13 protein-coding genes are annotated in these 13,653 nt (G+C 65.1%); 4 read left to right on the top strand and 9 right to left on the bottom strand.

What is annotated here, in order from left to right; translation table 11 throughout:
- Positions 1 to 8 precede the first annotated feature (8 nt).
- The 3 genes from B0G62_RS23880 to purU all read left to right on the top strand — a co-directional run bounded on the left by B0G62_RS23880 (position 9) and on the right by purU (position 3,206).
- A complete protein-coding gene (locus B0G62_RS23880; protein WP_103706686.1) occupies positions 9 to 1,151 on the top strand; it encodes a hybrid sensor histidine kinase/response regulator in 1,143 nt (380 codons plus the stop codon).
- A gap of 441 nt (positions 1,152 to 1,592) precedes the next feature.
- Positions 1,593 to 2,120: a hypothetical protein gene (locus tag B0G62_RS23875; protein WP_103706685.1), complete on the top strand. Its 528-nt coding sequence runs from the start codon at positions 1,593 to 1,595 to the stop codon at positions 2,118 to 2,120.
- Positions 2,121 to 2,312: 192 nt separating this feature from the next.
- Positions 2,313 to 3,206, top strand: a complete 894-nt coding sequence (purU, locus tag B0G62_RS23870; RefSeq protein ID WP_103706684.1) for a formyltetrahydrofolate deformylase — start codon at positions 2,313 to 2,315, stop codon at positions 3,204 to 3,206.
- Between the two features lie 19 nt (positions 3,207 to 3,225).
- Here the strand turns inward: purU and B0G62_RS23865 are convergent, their stop codons facing one another.
- On the bottom strand, positions 3,226 to 3,477 hold the full coding sequence (locus tag B0G62_RS23865) for a hypothetical protein (protein WP_103706683.1): 252 nt from the start codon (positions 3,475 to 3,477) through the stop codon (positions 3,226 to 3,228).
- Between the two features lie 255 nt (positions 3,478 to 3,732).
- Between B0G62_RS23865 and B0G62_RS23860 the strand changes: the two genes are divergently transcribed.
- The gene (locus tag B0G62_RS23860; protein WP_103706682.1) at positions 3,733 to 4,848 is read left to right on the top strand and encodes a GlxA family transcriptional regulator; all 1,116 of its coding nucleotides are present in this window, start codon (positions 3,733 to 3,735) and stop codon (positions 4,846 to 4,848) included.
- 19 nt (positions 4,849 to 4,867) lie between these two features.
- Here the strand turns inward: B0G62_RS23860 and B0G62_RS23855 are convergent, their stop codons facing one another.
- From B0G62_RS23855 to B0G62_RS23820, 8 genes are all read right to left on the bottom strand, one after another.
- Positions 4,868 to 5,854, bottom strand: coding sequence for a GlxA family transcriptional regulator (locus B0G62_RS23855; protein WP_103706756.1), 987 nt, complete (start codon positions 5,852 to 5,854; stop codon positions 4,868 to 4,870).
- A gap of 135 nt (positions 5,855 to 5,989) precedes the next feature.
- Entirely contained in the window at positions 5,990 to 6,886 is an 897-nt protein-coding gene (gene choW, locus B0G62_RS23850; RefSeq protein WP_103706681.1) for a choline ABC transporter permease subunit, read from the bottom strand.
- Positions 6,879 to 8,051 carry a quaternary amine ABC transporter ATP-binding protein gene (locus B0G62_RS23845; protein ID WP_103706755.1) on the bottom strand — a complete coding sequence of 391 codons (1,173 nt, stop codon included), beginning with the start codon at positions 8,049 to 8,051 and terminating at the stop codon, positions 6,879 to 6,881. The genes choW and B0G62_RS23845 overlap by 8 nt, the downstream gene beginning before the upstream one ends.
- 111 nt (positions 8,052 to 8,162) lie before the next feature.
- Positions 8,163 to 9,020, bottom strand: a complete 858-nt coding sequence (locus B0G62_RS23840; protein ID WP_103706680.1) for a glycine betaine ABC transporter substrate-binding protein — start codon at positions 9,018 to 9,020, stop codon at positions 8,163 to 8,165.
- Positions 9,021 to 9,144: 124 nt separating this feature from the next.
- Positions 9,145 to 10,284, bottom strand: coding sequence for an FAD-binding oxidoreductase (locus B0G62_RS23835; RefSeq protein ID WP_103706679.1), 1,140 nt, complete (start codon positions 10,282 to 10,284; stop codon positions 9,145 to 9,147).
- Between the two features lies 1 nt (position 10,285).
- Entirely contained in the window at positions 10,286 to 11,575 is a 1,290-nt protein-coding gene (locus B0G62_RS23830; protein ID WP_103706678.1) for an aromatic ring-hydroxylating oxygenase subunit alpha, read from the bottom strand.
- Positions 11,576 to 11,681: 106 nt separating this feature from the next.
- Positions 11,682 to 12,473 (bottom strand): drug:proton antiporter, encoded by a 792-nt coding sequence (locus B0G62_RS23825; RefSeq protein ID WP_103706677.1) that lies wholly within the window; start codon positions 12,471 to 12,473, stop codon positions 11,682 to 11,684.
- Positions 12,470 to 13,651 carry an electron transfer flavoprotein subunit alpha/FixB family protein gene (locus B0G62_RS23820; RefSeq protein ID WP_103706676.1) on the bottom strand — a complete coding sequence of 394 codons (1,182 nt, stop codon included), beginning with the start codon at positions 13,649 to 13,651 and terminating at the stop codon, positions 12,470 to 12,472. The genes B0G62_RS23825 and B0G62_RS23820 overlap by 4 nt, the downstream gene beginning before the upstream one ends.
- Between the last annotated feature and the right edge of the window lie 2 nt (positions 13,652 to 13,653).

The raw sequence follows: 13,653 nt of genomic DNA, 5'->3' as shown, positions 1-13,653 counted from the left end.
TAAACCGCATGAACCTGCCCACTGTCAATGTGCTGATCGTCGACGACATCGAGCACAACCTCACCGCGCTGGCGGCCCTGCTCGCGCGGCCCGAAGTGCGGCTGCTCGTGGCCCGCTCGGGCGTCGAGGCGCTAGAGCATCTGCTCGAACACGACGTCGCCGTCGCGATCCTCGACGTCAACATGCCGGGCATGAGCGGCTTCGAGCTGGCCTCGCTGATCCGTGGCAGCCCGCGCACCGCGCACGTGCCAATCATTTTCCTCACGGCCACCTCGCAGGACGCGCTGCGCACCTTCCAGGGCTACGAGGCCGGCGCCGTGGACTTCCTCTACAAGCCGATCGAGCCGCGCATCGTGCAGTCGAAGGTCGGCATCTTCGTGCAGCTCGAACTGCAGAAGCGCCAGCTCGCCGAGCAGCATGCGGCCACGCGCCAGATGCTCGAAGCCAACGAGATGCTGATGGCGGTGCTCAGCCACGATCTGCGCACGCCGCTGTCCGCGGTGATGAGTTCGGCGGAATATCTGATGCGCGCGTCCACCGACGAGAAAACCCTCGCCGTGGGACGCCGTATCGAACATTGCGGGCGACGCATGTCGCGCATGGTCGAGCAATTGCTCAATCTCGCGCGTCTGCAGGGCGGACGGCTGCCGTTGCGGCGCTCGGACGTGCAGCTCGACGCACTGTGCCAGGCCGTGATCGAGGAATTCGCCGCCCACACGGCGGCGGTGGCCGATGGCCGGGTCGTCTTCGAGGCGCGCGGCGATCTCGCGGGCCAGTGGGACTCGGACCTGGTCACCCAGGCGGTGTCGAATCTCGTCTTCAACGCGCTCACCCACGGCGAGGCCGATGCGCCCGTGCACGTGCGCGCAAGCGGCGAGTCGCCCGCCGAAGTGCTCGTGACGGTCGCCAATCGCGGCGCGATTCCCGCCGACGTCATGCCGCAGCTGTTCGGCGCGTTCAGCACCGCGACGCGCGCCGAGCGCCAGGGTTCGGGTCTCGGCCTTGGGCTGCATATCGTGCGGCTGATCGCGCGCACGCACGGCGGCGACGTGAGCGTGCTATCGAACGAGGCCGAAGGCACCGTGTTCACCATCCGGTTACCTCGCACGCCGCAACCGGGCGCACAGCCTGGTGAGGCCGCGCTGATCTGAGATGCAGGCAAAAGGGCCTGCGCAAGCCGCGTGCGCCTGCGTGTCCCCGCTTGCGACTAGCCGAGTTGTCTGTGCGGCAGGCCACATTGCCCCATTGAATGACGTACCGACTTCATAGCGGGTCCATCGCTTTTGCCTGGCGTTTGCAACGCTCGTTTGCCACTTGTTTGCCACTTGTTTGCAACCCGTCGGTGAACGCATCGCAGAATACGTCGCGTCTGCATCCGTCAGGTTGTTTCGTCATCGATTTCACCCGCTCTTCGGTATCCCGATCATCCCGTACCGCGCGCACATTCGGCTAGCGTGATGCAAATCACTGACTACAATGTGTGGGTGCATCCAACGCGCGCAAAACATGAGAACGCGCGGCACTGCGGGTCTGTTCAGACGTAATCACCGGTCGCGTGACGTTTCGATTCCTTCTTCATGGAGGGCATGCCCATGTCGTGCCTGAACGAAAGGATGGTGGGTGCCGTCTTGCTTATGCTAGGCGGCTCCGCGTTCGCGGGCGGTCCCGCGGCCGACTTGCCCGAGGCGATGACCGTCGCCAATATCGCGCCGCTGCCGGTGGAAGTCGTAGCGCCCGCCCCTGAACCGCAGGCCTGGCTGTTCCACTACGAGATGGAAACGCAGGCGAGTCAGGCCAAACCGTTCTTCGCCCAGATGGATCAGTTCTATAGCGCCCAGCTTGGCCACACTTATACCTTCGTCAAAAAGCCAGCGCCGGGCTCGGGCACGAGCGCCAACGCCGACACAAGCCCGTCCGCGCAATTCCTCGACACCGGCCCGTCGACGGCGCCGCAGATTTCCATCGTCCAGTTGCCGACCTCGAACACGGCGCTCGGCGCTGCGCCGCAGCGCAGGCTGTCGCTGACCGTGGACGACTGGGTCTTCTCCGGTACGGCACGCGTGGCCGTGCTGCATTCGCACGATTCCGGCGCGACCCTCACCGTCCGTCACGGTTTCTGATCCTTCCGATCGCATTGCCTCCTGGCGAGCGTGTTCGGGCGTGCCCGCCAGCAGGTGGCGCGCCCGTACCGGCAAGTTAGCGTGATCGTTCTATGCGGCGCGCCACCACTCCCGTAACGTGCGAGTCATCCCCGCGCGCGAGGTCAGCTTGACCCCAGCGCCGCGCGGCCACGACGATACCAGGAGATCCGCATGACCGCGCCCCTTTCCGCGCCGCCGCGTCCGCACGGCTACGCCCTCACCCTGTCCTGCCCGAGCGCGGCGGGTCAGGTCGCCGCCGTGGCGGCCTTTCTCGACCGCCATCGCTGCTATATCGACGAACTGACCGTCTTCGACGATGCCGAAAGCACGCGCTTCTTCCTGCGCTGCGTCTTTCACCCAGTCGCGGAAGACAGCCCGCAAGGCGAGCCGGATGTCGCCACGCTGCGCGACGACTTCGCACCCACGGGCCGCGCGCACGGCATGGACTGGGCGATCCACGATCTGCGGCGCCGTCCCAAGGTGCTGATCCTCGTGTCGAAGCTCGAACACTGCCTGAACGACCTGCTGTTCCGTTGGCGCATGGGCGAACTGGAGATGGAGATCGCGGGCATCGCCTCGAATCATCCGGATTTCGAATCCATTGCCCAGCAGCACAAACTGCCGTTTCATCATCTGCCCGTCAACGCGCAAACGCGCGAGCAGCAGGAAGCGCAACTGCTGAAGCTGGTCGAAACGAGCGGCGCGGAACTGGTCGTGCTCGCGCGCTACATGCAGATTTTGTCCGACGCCACGAGCGCAAAGCTCGCGGGCCGCGCGATCAATATCCACCACTCGTTCCTGCCTGGTTTCAAGGGCGCGCGGCCTTATCATCAGGCGCACGCGCGCGGCGTGAAGCTGATTGGCGCGACGGCGCATTTCGTGACCGCCGATCTCGACGAAGGCCCGATCATCGAGCAGGAAGTCCAGCGCGTCGATCACGCTTACGGGCCGCAACGGCTGCTCGCGGTTGGGCGCGATCTGGAATGCGTGACGCTCGCGCGCGCGCTCAAGGCCGTGCTGGAGCATCGCGTGTTTATCAACGGGGCGAGAACGGTGGTGCTCTAAAGCGCGCGGATAAGCCCCTTCACGCGCCGCGCCGCCGCCTGGCCTCGGCGGCCAGGCCCGCGAGCGCTTCGGCGCTCAGGCGCTGCGCGACACGCCGCACATAATCGTGATGGCGTGCCTGCAACGGCGCGCTCAGGTATTGCGCCTGCAGATAGCGCAGCAGCGCGATACGCCGATGCCCGCGCGCCATGCTGTGCTCCAGCAGAGCGAGTGCGGCCTGCGCGTCGCCGGCTGTGGCGCGTTCGGAGAGTTCGATGGTCTGTGGGCGCATACTGGCGGTCGTGGCAGCAATGGCGGCAAGCGTGGCTTTCGATCACGCCAGCATCGCCCGGACGCCCCGCCGCCGATAGAACAGGCGCGGCATGAGCGTGGAATCGCACCGCCGCCGCGCGCATACGCGATGATTGATGGCGCAAAATGACAAGTGCGTGCGCGCCGGATCGGCGACGCTTGCCTCGCGGGCTTTGTCTTTAAGCCAGAACCGTGCATCCGATTGCACTCCTTGCCGCCGCACCGACACACCATCATGCACGCCCAATCCGTTCCGCCCGCATCGACCGCTGCATCCGCCCCTGCCGAAACCGCAGGCCGCATCCGCTTTGGCATCGTGCTGCTGCCGAACTTCACGCTGACCGCCTTCTCGGGCTTCGTGGACATGTTGCGCCTGTCCGCCGACGACGGCGATTACAGCAAGCCGGTGCGCTGCTCGTGGAGCATCGTCGGCGAAACGCTCACGCCGGTGCGCGCGAGTTGCGGCATCCAGATCGCGCCGTGGGAGACCTTCCCGGATGCCGGCGAGTTCGACTATGTGGTCGTGGTGGGCGGCCTGCTGCACTCGGGCCCGCAGGCGAGCGAAGAGACGCTGCGCTTCATCCGCGCGGCGGCGCAGCGCGGCGCGACGCTGGTGGGCATCTGCACGGGCGCGTTCACGCTGATGCGCGCGGGCGTGCTCGAAGGCCATCGCGTGTGCGTGAGCTGGTTCCACTACTGGGATTTCATCGAGCGCTTCCCGGCCGTCAACGCCGATGCGCTGGTGGCCGACCGCCTGTTCGTGATCGATCGCCGCCGCATCACCTGTTCGGGCGGACGCGCCTCGATCGACGTCGCCGCAGCCATTCTGCTGCGCCACTTCGATCACGCCACCGTGCAGAAGGCGCTGCGCATCCTGCTGGTCGGCGAGCTGCAAAAAGGCAATGCGCCGCAGCCGCATCCGCCGGGACTCGACCCGGCCACGCACCCGAAGGTCAAGCGCGCGATCCTGCTGATGGAACAGCACGTCGGGCGCAACGTGCCGCTCGAAGAACTGGCGGGCAAGCTCAATCTATCGCCACGTCAGCTTGAACGACTTTTCAAGGCCGAAACCGGCAGAAGCCCGCGCGCGTTCGCCAACGGCCTGCGCCTGCGCACCGCCGCGTGGCTGCTGACCAGTTCCGATCGCACCGTGGCCGATATCGCCTCAAGCTGCGGATTTTCCGACGCCTCGCATCTGGGGCGCGAATTCCGCAAGCAGTTTGGCGTGCCGCCGATGATGTTCCGCGAGCAACGCAGCGGCCAGGAGGACAGCCGCGTGGAGCGCTTCGACGACTTCATGCGCAACGGCATCCCCGCTGGCGAAACGCCGCTCGAAGTCGATCCCGATTGACGTTTGCCGCATCGGCGTTTCAGGCGCGCCCCGCGCGCCGCTCGAAACTCGGCGCATGTCCGAATTGCACGCGATACGCCTTGCTGAAATGGCAAGGCGAATTGAAACCGCAATTCGACGTGATATGCGCCACCGACATATCGGTCGTGCGCAGCAGTTCGCGCGCGCGCTTCAAACGCAGCGTCAGATAGTAATGCGCGGGCGAAATGTTCAGATACGCCTTGAACATGCGCTGCAAATGTCGCTGTGAGAGCCGCACGAGACGCGCCAGTTCCTCGAGTGAAAGCGGCTCCTTGAGATTGGCTTCCATGAGCCGCACGACTTCCACGAGTTCGGCGCGCGAAAAGCCCACGCGCGCATCGACGGGAATCGGCTGCAGGTCGCTCGCGCCGCGAATGCGTTCGAGGATGAATTGCTCGGAGACCTTCGCGGCCAGCGGCTGACCTAAACGCGCGCTCACGATATCGAGCATCAGGTCGAGCGGCGCGGTGCCGCCCGTGCAGGTCAGACGGTCGCGATCGACCACGAAGAGTTCGTCGGCGAAACGCACGCGCGGAAACTCCTCATGCAGCGCTGAAAGACTCTCCCAGTGCACCGCGCAGCGATAACCGTCGAGCAACCCGCTCGACATCAACGCATACGCGCCCGTACAGATGCCGCCCAGCGGCCTGCCGCTGCGCGCGATCCGGGCGAGCGCGGCGCGCACGGAATCGTCCACCACGTCGCGAATGCGGATGCCGCCGCACACGATCATCACGTCCGGCAGGTCATCGGGGTCGAGCGCCTGGGTCGGACGCACCGTGATGCCGTTGCTGGCCCGCGCGGGCTGCCCGTCGAGCGAATAGATCGACCAGCGATAGTGCTCGCCGTTGCCCACGTAATTGGCCATACGCAGCACTTCGACGGCGCTCGAAAACGCGATCATCGAGAAATGCGGCAAAGTCAGGAAGCCGAAATGCTTGAATGTGGATGCCTGCGACGATGCCTGACTGGCCTGCGGGGCCATTTCGGCGATGTCGGCAGCGATCTCCGTGCTCATGTCCGCAATCACATTACGCCCCTTCTCTGGAGACGATTCGGGCGAGCCATGCCTGTTCGACATCGGCTCGCCGCTTACGCGTGGACGAACGGCTTCTTCGGGTCAAGCCTCGGCGGGCACGGCGCGCACGCGCAACACCTGCTTGAGGCCCGAGAACAGCGGCGCCTTTGCGGCACCCGGCGCGCGCCCGAAGCTTTCGGTGATGCGGTCGAGAATAATCGCCAGCAGCACCACGGACAGACCGCTTTCAAAGCCCAGGCCGATATCGAGGCGCTGAATGCTCGCCAGCACGTCGTTGCCCAGACCTCCGGCGCCCACCATCGACGCGATGATGACCATCGACAGCGCCATCATGATGGTCTGGTTCACGCCCTGCATGATCGAAGGCAGCGCGTTGGGAAACTGCACCTTGTAGAGCAGTTGCCACGGCGTGCAGCCGAACGCCTGCCCGGCTTCGACGATCTCGCGGTTCACGTGGCGGATGCCCAGACTCGTGAGACGCACGGCGGGCGGCATCGCGAAGATCACCGTCGACAGGATGCCGGGCACGCGGCCCAGACCGAACAGCATCGCCGCCGGAATCAGATAGACGAACGCGGGCATCGTCTGCATCAGGTCGAGGATCGGCCGCACGACGGTCTGCACGAGCTTGCTCTTCGCGGTCCAGATGCCGAGCGGCACGCCCAGCACGAGGCTAATGAGCGTCGAAGACAGCGTGAGCGCGAGCGTGACGACGGTCTGATCCCAGAAGCCGGTCGCATAGATCAGCAGCAGCGACGCCAGCGCGAACACCGCGAAGCGCCAACCCACGCGCCACAATCCGCCCACCACGAAGATCGCCATCAGCAGCGGCATGGGGATGCCTTGCAAGCCTTGTTCGATGAGCTTCGCGAAGCTCTCGATTCCACGCCCGATGGCGTCGAAGGTATTGGCGTCGTGGTCGAGCAGGTAGTGGACCGACTGGTCCACCCAGCGGCCAAGCGGAATGATCTCAGACATGGTGATGACTCCCGTTGCGCATCATGACCTTGAGGACGGCCGCCTGATCGATCGAACCGCAGAAGCGGCCTTCGTCGTCGACCACGGGCAGCGCGACCGGATTCGCGCACACGCGCGAGACGACCTGTTCGAGCGGCGCGCCGCGCGAAATGCATTCGATCTTCTTGAGCTGCGGTTTCGCCACGCCGATGGCGTCGCGCGTGACGAAGCCGCTGATACGGCGTTCGGCGTCCAGCACGAAGGCATAATCTGCGCTGCCGTTCAGCGACGCGGCCACGCTCATGGCGTCGAGCGAGCGCACCAGCGGCACACGCTCGGACTGCATCAGATCGCCCGCAGTGAGGTAACGGCTCGTGTCCACGCCGTCGAAAAAGGCGCGCACGTATTCATCGGCAGGATTACTGATGATCTCGCGCGGCGTACCGATCTGCACGATGCGCCCGCCTTCCATGATGGCGATGCGGCTGCCGATACGCAGCGCCTCCTCCAGATCGTGCGAAACGAACATGATGGTGCGGCGCTGCTCCTTCTGCAGTTGCAACAGCACGTTCTGCATTTCCTTGCGCTTGAGCGGATCGAGTGCGGAAAACGCTTCGTCCATGATCATCAGCGAGGGATTCACGGCCAGCGCGCGCGCAAGGCCCACGCGCTGCTGCATGCCGCCCGACAACTCGGCGGGCAGTTTGTTCGCGAAGGCCGCGAGTCCGACCTGTTCCAGCACCTCCAGCGCGCGCTGCTCGCGCGCCTTGCGGCCCATGCCCGCCACTTCCAGGCCGAACGCCGCGTTGGAGAGCACGGTGCGTTGCGGCATCAGCGCGAAGGACTGGAACACCATGCTCATGTCGGTGCGGCGCAGCGACACGAGTTCCGAGCGGCGCACCGCCGCGATGTCGCGGCCATCGATCACCACGCGGCCGGCAGTCGGTTCGACCAGGCGGTTGATGAGGCGGATCAAGGTGGACTTGCCGGAGCCGGACAGGCCCATCAGCACGAAGATCTCGCCCTCCTGGACTTCGAAACTCGCGTTGTTGACGCCAAGGACATAGCCGGTCTGGCGAAACAGTTCGTCCTTGGTCGCGCCGCGCGCCAACATCTCGCGTGCCACCTTGGGGTTGGGACCGAACACCTTGCAGAGTCCGTCAACCACGATCTTGGGGGATTTCATCGAGTCCATCTCCTCGTGATGCAGGCACCGGCCCGCACTGTGTCTGAACATGCATGCCGGCGCGGCGCGCGGCGACACGTTTCGGATGCCTTACTGTGTGCCTTGGCGCGCTTACTGCGCGGACGCCACCCAGTCCTGCACGCGTTCGCCGTGCGCGGCGATCCAGGTGTCGGCGGCGGCGTCGGGTTTGGTGCCGTTCTGGATCGCAAGCATCACGCTGTCGATCTCGCCCGGCTTCCACTGGAACTTCTTGAGGAAGGCGACCACGGGCGGCGCCTTGGTTTCCAGCCCCGGATTCGCGACGCTATCCACGTGTTCGGCCGCGCCGAAGACATTCTTCGGATCGTCCAGGAAACGCAGCTTGTATTTGGCGAACATCCAGTGCGGCGTCCAGCCCGTGACGATCACCGGCTTGTTCGCGTTGACCGAGCGCGCCAGTTCCGCCGTCATGCCACTGCCGGAGCTGGGCATCACGGCATAGTTCAGACCATATTGCTTGATCGCCTGATCGGTCTTGGCCATGACACCGGCACCGGCGTCGATGCCGACGATGCGCCCGGCAAAGGCCGACTTCTGGGCGTTGAGATCATCGATACTCTTCGCCGCGACGTATTGCGGCACCACGAGACCGATTTTCGCGCCCGGGAAGTTGGTGCCCAGATCGACCACCTTGCCCTTGAACTGGTCCCAGTACGCGCCCTGGGTGACCGGCAGCCAGGCGGACAGCGTGGCGTCCAGGTCGCCGCGCGCCACGCCCTGCCACATGATGCCGGCGGCCACCGGCACGAGTTCGACCTGATAGCCAAGGCGCTTTTCGATGATGCGCGCGGCTACGTTGGAGGTCGCCACGCTGTCGTCCCAGCCTTCGACATAGCCGATTTTCAGCGTCGGCTTGCTGTCCGCCAGCGCGCTCGCGCCCAGCGCTACCGACATCACCCCCATGCCCAACCATTTTGCTAGCAGCTTCACGGCAATCTCCTGTGATTCGGGCGATGAGCGCCCTACACCTCCAGATTCACCCGTCACAAATGGCCGATACCGTTGTTTTCCGACGCGATCTTGTCCAGCCGCGACGCGGTGCGCATTGGCGGATTTATTTGTCGACGACGAGGTCCGAACGCGGCGTGCTGCAGCACAGCAGCACCATGCCCTGATCGATTTCGCGCTGGCGAATGCCGCCGTTGTGCTTCATCTCCACCTGCCCCGAAACGAGCTTGACCTTGCAGGTGCCGCACATGCCCTGGGTACAGGACGCGGGCAGACGCACGCCCGCCTCGCGCGCCGCCGCAAGCACAGGTTGATGCTCGCCGCAGACGATCTCGCGGTGGCTCTTTGTGAACGTCACCTTGAAAGTGGCGGCGTCATTCGATGCGGATCCAACGTCATCCGGCACACACGAAGGCACATCATCGGCCGCCAGCGTCTCGAACGAAAAACTCTCTTCGTGATAGCGCGCCCGCGCAAAACCCGCTTCGTCGAGCAGATCGCGCACGGCCTTCATATACGGCGCGGGACCGCAGGTGAAGATCTCGCGCTCCATGAAATCCGGCGCGATCAGCTTGAGCAGCGGCAGCGTGAGAAAGCCCGTCACACCCGACCAATGCGTGCGAGCGCCCACACGTTCGCACACGAACGAAGTGCGAAAACTCGAATGGCTCGCGGCGATCAATTCCAGTTCGCGCGCGAAGATCACGTCGTCGGGCGTGCGCGCGCTGTGCACGAATACGATGTCGCGATCCTCGGCCAGATCGTGATAAGCGCGGCTCATCGACATCAGCGGCGTAATGCCCGAGCCGGCCGAAAGAAACAGATATTTAGGCGCGGCATGGCGCGCGCAGGTGAATTCGCCGGCTGGCCCAAGCACGCGAATCGTCGCGCCCGGCATGAGGTTGTCGTGCAGCCAGTTGGAGACCTTACCGCCCGGCACGCGCTTGACCGTGATGGACAGCGTGTGCGGGCGCGCGGGCGAGGACGAAATCGTATAGCAGCGGTTCATCGTCTCGCCGTCGATCTCCAGTTCGAGCGTAACGAACTGCCCCGGCTCGAACGAGAAGGTGCGGCCCTGCGGCGAGCGCAGGAAAAAGCTCTTCACGTCATGCGTTTCCTGCCGCACGTGACAGCATTCCAGCGTCTCCTCGGCGTCGCTCGTCCACTTCTCCGGCAGCGCGCCCCAGAACGCCGGGCGCGTCACGCGGCTGTGGGCGGGATCGAATTGGGCCGCATCTCGCATCATGTCAGACTCCGCTTTCCACGCGCAGGGGAATGGACCGCTTGCGCGCGAGCGCGGCGGCAATACGGCCCACATACCAGGCCGAGAATTTTTCGACCAGCCCTTCGGTGAAGGGCGAATACGGGCCCGGCTCATACGCGCTGCTCGCCGCGCCGCGCTGCGAGTACTCCACCAGCGTGCGGTCCTGGTTGTTGGTCGCGTTCCAGACCGCCGTGAGGTTCGCTACCTCGTAGTCGATGCCTTCGCGCGCGTCCTTGTGCACGAGCCAGCGCGTGCGCACCAGCGTTTCGCCCGCCGACAGCGGAATCACCGAGAACGACACGATATGATCGCTCATGAAGTGATGCCAGGAATTCGGCTGGGTCCAGAACGACAGGCCGCCCAGATCGGCGCTGCGGAATTCGCCGAGCAGTTTCTTGCAGGCCACCTTGGCATCGAGCGTTTGCGATTCGCCGGCGCGATCGAGCGGCAGCCGCTGCGTGCGAAAGCCCGTCACATCCAGCAGTTTTTCGATTTCCAGCGACGGCAGGTTCAATTGCTCCCACTGCTGGGCGCGCTCCACGCAGGTGCGCTCGAAAGCGTCCATGCCTTCCGCGTTGGCGGGCGAGCGCTGATAGCCAAAGCCGTATTCGTAGAGCGAAATCGTCAGTTCAGGATGGTTCGCGACGCAGTGATAGCACTCGCGATTGTTCTCCATCACGAGTTTCCAGTTGCCCTTTTCAACGATATCGACCTGCGCCGCCACCTTGCAGCTGGCCAGATCATGCGGCAGCATGTAAGGCTCCATCGCCGCGCGCATGAGGTCGAAATCGGCGGGCGGCTCGTCGGCCAGACACACGAAGATCAGGCCTGCCAGGTTTTGCACATGGACGCTCTTGAGACTGTGCTTGCAGCGGTCGAACTGCTCGCCCATGTGCTCGGCGAACATCAGATCGCCACTCAGGTTATAGGTCCAGCTATGGTACGGGCAGACGATATTGCCCACGGAGCCTTTTTCCTCGTTGCACAGACGCGCGCCGCGATGGCGGCATACGTTGTGGAAGGCGCGCACCTGCATGTCGTCGTCGCGCACGATCAGGATCGAATCGCTCCCCAGCTCGACCGTCACATAGTCGCCCGGCTCCGGGATTTCCGGTTCCACGGCCACCTGAATCCAGTGTTCCCTGAAAATCGCCTGCATATCGAGCGCGAAAATCTCCTCGCTCAGATAGAAAGGCGCTTCGAGGCTGTAACCCGTTTTGCGCCGCTCCAACAGTGCGCGCATTTGCGCTATTACGTTTGCCGATACGTTCATCGTGTGCTCCGGATTCTTCGTCCCTGATACGTCTGTTAAACGCGTCTGTTTGGTGCTGGCATTGTTACGGACCGCATTCGTGCGGGCCGCTGGCGCCCCGGCGAAATCAGTCGTCGATGAGTTGATGCTCGCGTAAATACGCCAGAATCACTTGTGCTTTTTCGACCGAAGTCCCCGCATTTACGACGTTGCCGCCACGGCTTTCCGTGGTGGTCGCGCCGAGCATGCGGGCGTGGCCCGAGCGGCGTTCGGCGGCGGCGAATTTAAGAGGCTTGCGCTCGACGGGGCCGGATTGCCACGCGGCGGCTTCGGTATCGGCGATGCGCGGGCCCGCAGACGGCAAGACCGACCCGGCGCGCAGCCGCGCATAGGCATACGCGGGCCGCGCGTCGGCGAGCGGATGCACGGCCACCACTGCGGGGAGTGCCGCTTCCACGCGGCGGCGCAAGCCTTTGGGCAGGAACTGGCGCACGCGCGCGTGCCCGTCTTCGACTTCGAGATCGACCGCCGCACCCACCAGTGCATAACCCAGCAGCGCCGCGACGCGATACGACAGCATGCCGCTGTCGTGCGCGCCCTCGGCGCGCGTGCCGGTCAGCACGAGGTCGTGCTCGCGCACGCGGGTGGCGAGCGCCTGCGCAACGTCGTCACCCGCCGCGCAGTTCAGTACCTCGACCTGCTGCGCCCCCAGCGCGAGATATTCGGGCAGCGCCGGATCGGCGGGATCGCCCGCATGGATCACGTCGAGTTGCGCGCCGTGCCGCTGTGCGAGCTTGCGGCCCAGTTCGAGCGCGGCGGCATCGTTGCGGCTGTAGCGCGGCGCACCGCTTACGGGATGACGCCCCGTCGAAACCAGCACGGCAATGCGCTGCAGTTTGGCGTTGACTTTGGCGTTCATGCGGCAACTCCTGCGGGCTTGCGCTTTTCCACGTTTGTGCCGATCGCGGCGGCTCCTGACTGGCGTGCCGCGCGCGCGGCCTGCACCTGTGCGATCAGCGCGGCGATGGTCGCCTGCGCGTCGCCAACCACGGTGAGATTCGCGCGCTTCGCGATGGGCGCGCTGGCGTCCGTGTTCACGGCGATCACATGGCGACAGTCCTTGATGCCCTGCAAATGCTGCACGGCGCCCGAAATGCCGAAGGCGATATAGACGCTCGCTTCCACGGTCTTGCCGGTCGCGCCCACCTGCTTGTCGCGCGTGAAGTGACCGTTATCGACGGCCACCCGGCTCGCGCCGATGGCCGCGCCGAACACCCCCGCCAGCCGCTCGAACGCGGCGACATCGCTCACGCCGTTGCCGGCCGCGACGATGAAATCGGCCTCTTCCAGCGCGACTTTGGCCGCGTCGACTTCTTCCATCCCAAGATCGCGATACGGCTGCGCGAGCGCGCTGGCCGGGCGGATGAAGTCCCCCGTCAATCTTTCGCCCGCACCCACGAAAGGCAGCTTCGTTTCCACGGCATTGGGCGCGAGCAGGATCACATCAGGCAGCGCACGCGTGGCGAAGGCACGCTTCGCCTGTTCGTAGACGCCCACGTGCCGCGCGTCGATTTCGACCACGTGCGTGGCGACGCTTGCTCCGGCCGAGGCCGCAAAGCGGCGGCCCAGATCGCCGTCGCCATAAGCGTTGTCGGGCAGGAGCACATGCTTCGGGCCGAGCGCCGCGGCGCAGGCCTGCAATGCGCGCAGTTCGTTTTCGGGCGCGAAGGCGCGGCGCTCGAAACCCGGCAGTTCGATGAGCTTGTCCACGCCGCGCGCGGCGACATCCTCTTTCAGCTCGCCAAACACCAGCAGCGCGACTTCGGTTTGCGCATCGGCCAACAGGGCGGCGGCGGCAATCGTCTGGCAGGCGTGATCGTCGAGCGCGCCGCGTTCGCTATGCGCGACCGCCAGCAGCATGTGCTTGCGCTCGCGCACTTCGCGGCGCGGCTTCGCCGCCGTCGCGCCATGACCGTGCGAAGCGCGCTGCAAAGCCGAAAGATCGGCGCTGCCCGCTTCGCCCAGCGTGATGCGCCGCAGTCCGTCGGCGGTGATGACAAAAGGTCGGCGCGGATCGATTCGTTTGATGGCGTTCATCG

The organism is Paraburkholderia eburnea (assembly GCF_002917095.1).
In the GTDB taxonomy this organism is placed as follows: Bacteria; Pseudomonadota; Gammaproteobacteria; order Burkholderiales; family Burkholderiaceae; genus Paraburkholderia; species Paraburkholderia eburnea.
This window is presented reverse-complemented; position numbering and strand designations above follow the sequence as displayed.

What these genes read in the sequence shown, in the direction of transcription:
- B0G62_RS23825 (WP_103706677.1), bottom strand. Translation starts at nt 12,473, where the DNA reads ATGAACGCCAAAGTCAACGCCAAACTGCAGCGCATTGCCGTGCTGGTT.
- B0G62_RS23835 (WP_103706679.1), bottom strand. Translation starts at nt 10,284, where the DNA reads ATGATGCGAGATGCGGCCCAATTCGATCCCGCCCACAGCCGCGTGACG.
- B0G62_RS23860 (WP_103706682.1), top strand. Translation starts at nt 3,733, where the DNA reads ATGCACGCCCAATCCGTTCCGCCCGCATCGACCGCTGCATCCGCCCCT.
- B0G62_RS23875 (WP_103706685.1), top strand. Translation starts at nt 1,593, where the DNA reads ATGTCGTGCCTGAACGAAAGGATGGTGGGTGCCGTCTTGCTTATGCTA.
- B0G62_RS23830 (WP_103706678.1), bottom strand. Translation starts at nt 11,575, where the DNA reads ATGAACGTATCGGCAAACGTAATAGCGCAAATGCGCGCACTGTTGGAG.
- B0G62_RS23880 (WP_103706686.1), top strand. Translation starts at nt 9, where the DNA reads ATGAACCTGCCCACTGTCAATGTGCTGATCGTCGACGACATCGAGCAC.
- choW (WP_103706681.1), bottom strand. Translation starts at nt 6,886, where the DNA reads ATGTCTGAGATCATTCCGCTTGGCCGCTGGGTGGACCAGTCGGTCCAC.
- B0G62_RS23845 (WP_103706755.1), bottom strand. Translation starts at nt 8,051, where the DNA reads ATGAAATCCCCCAAGATCGTGGTTGACGGACTCTGCAAGGTGTTCGGT.
- B0G62_RS23855 (WP_103706756.1), bottom strand. Translation starts at nt 5,854, where the DNA reads ATGGCCCCGCAGGCCAGTCAGGCATCGTCGCAGGCATCCACATTCAAG.
- B0G62_RS23865 (WP_103706683.1), bottom strand. Translation starts at nt 3,477, where the DNA reads ATGCGCCCACAGACCATCGAACTCTCCGAACGCGCCACAGCCGGCGAC.
- purU (WP_103706684.1), top strand. Translation starts at nt 2,313, where the DNA reads ATGACCGCGCCCCTTTCCGCGCCGCCGCGTCCGCACGGCTACGCCCTC.
- B0G62_RS23820 (WP_103706676.1), bottom strand. Translation starts at nt 13,651, where the DNA reads ATGAACGCCATCAAACGAATCGATCCGCGCCGACCTTTTGTCATCACC.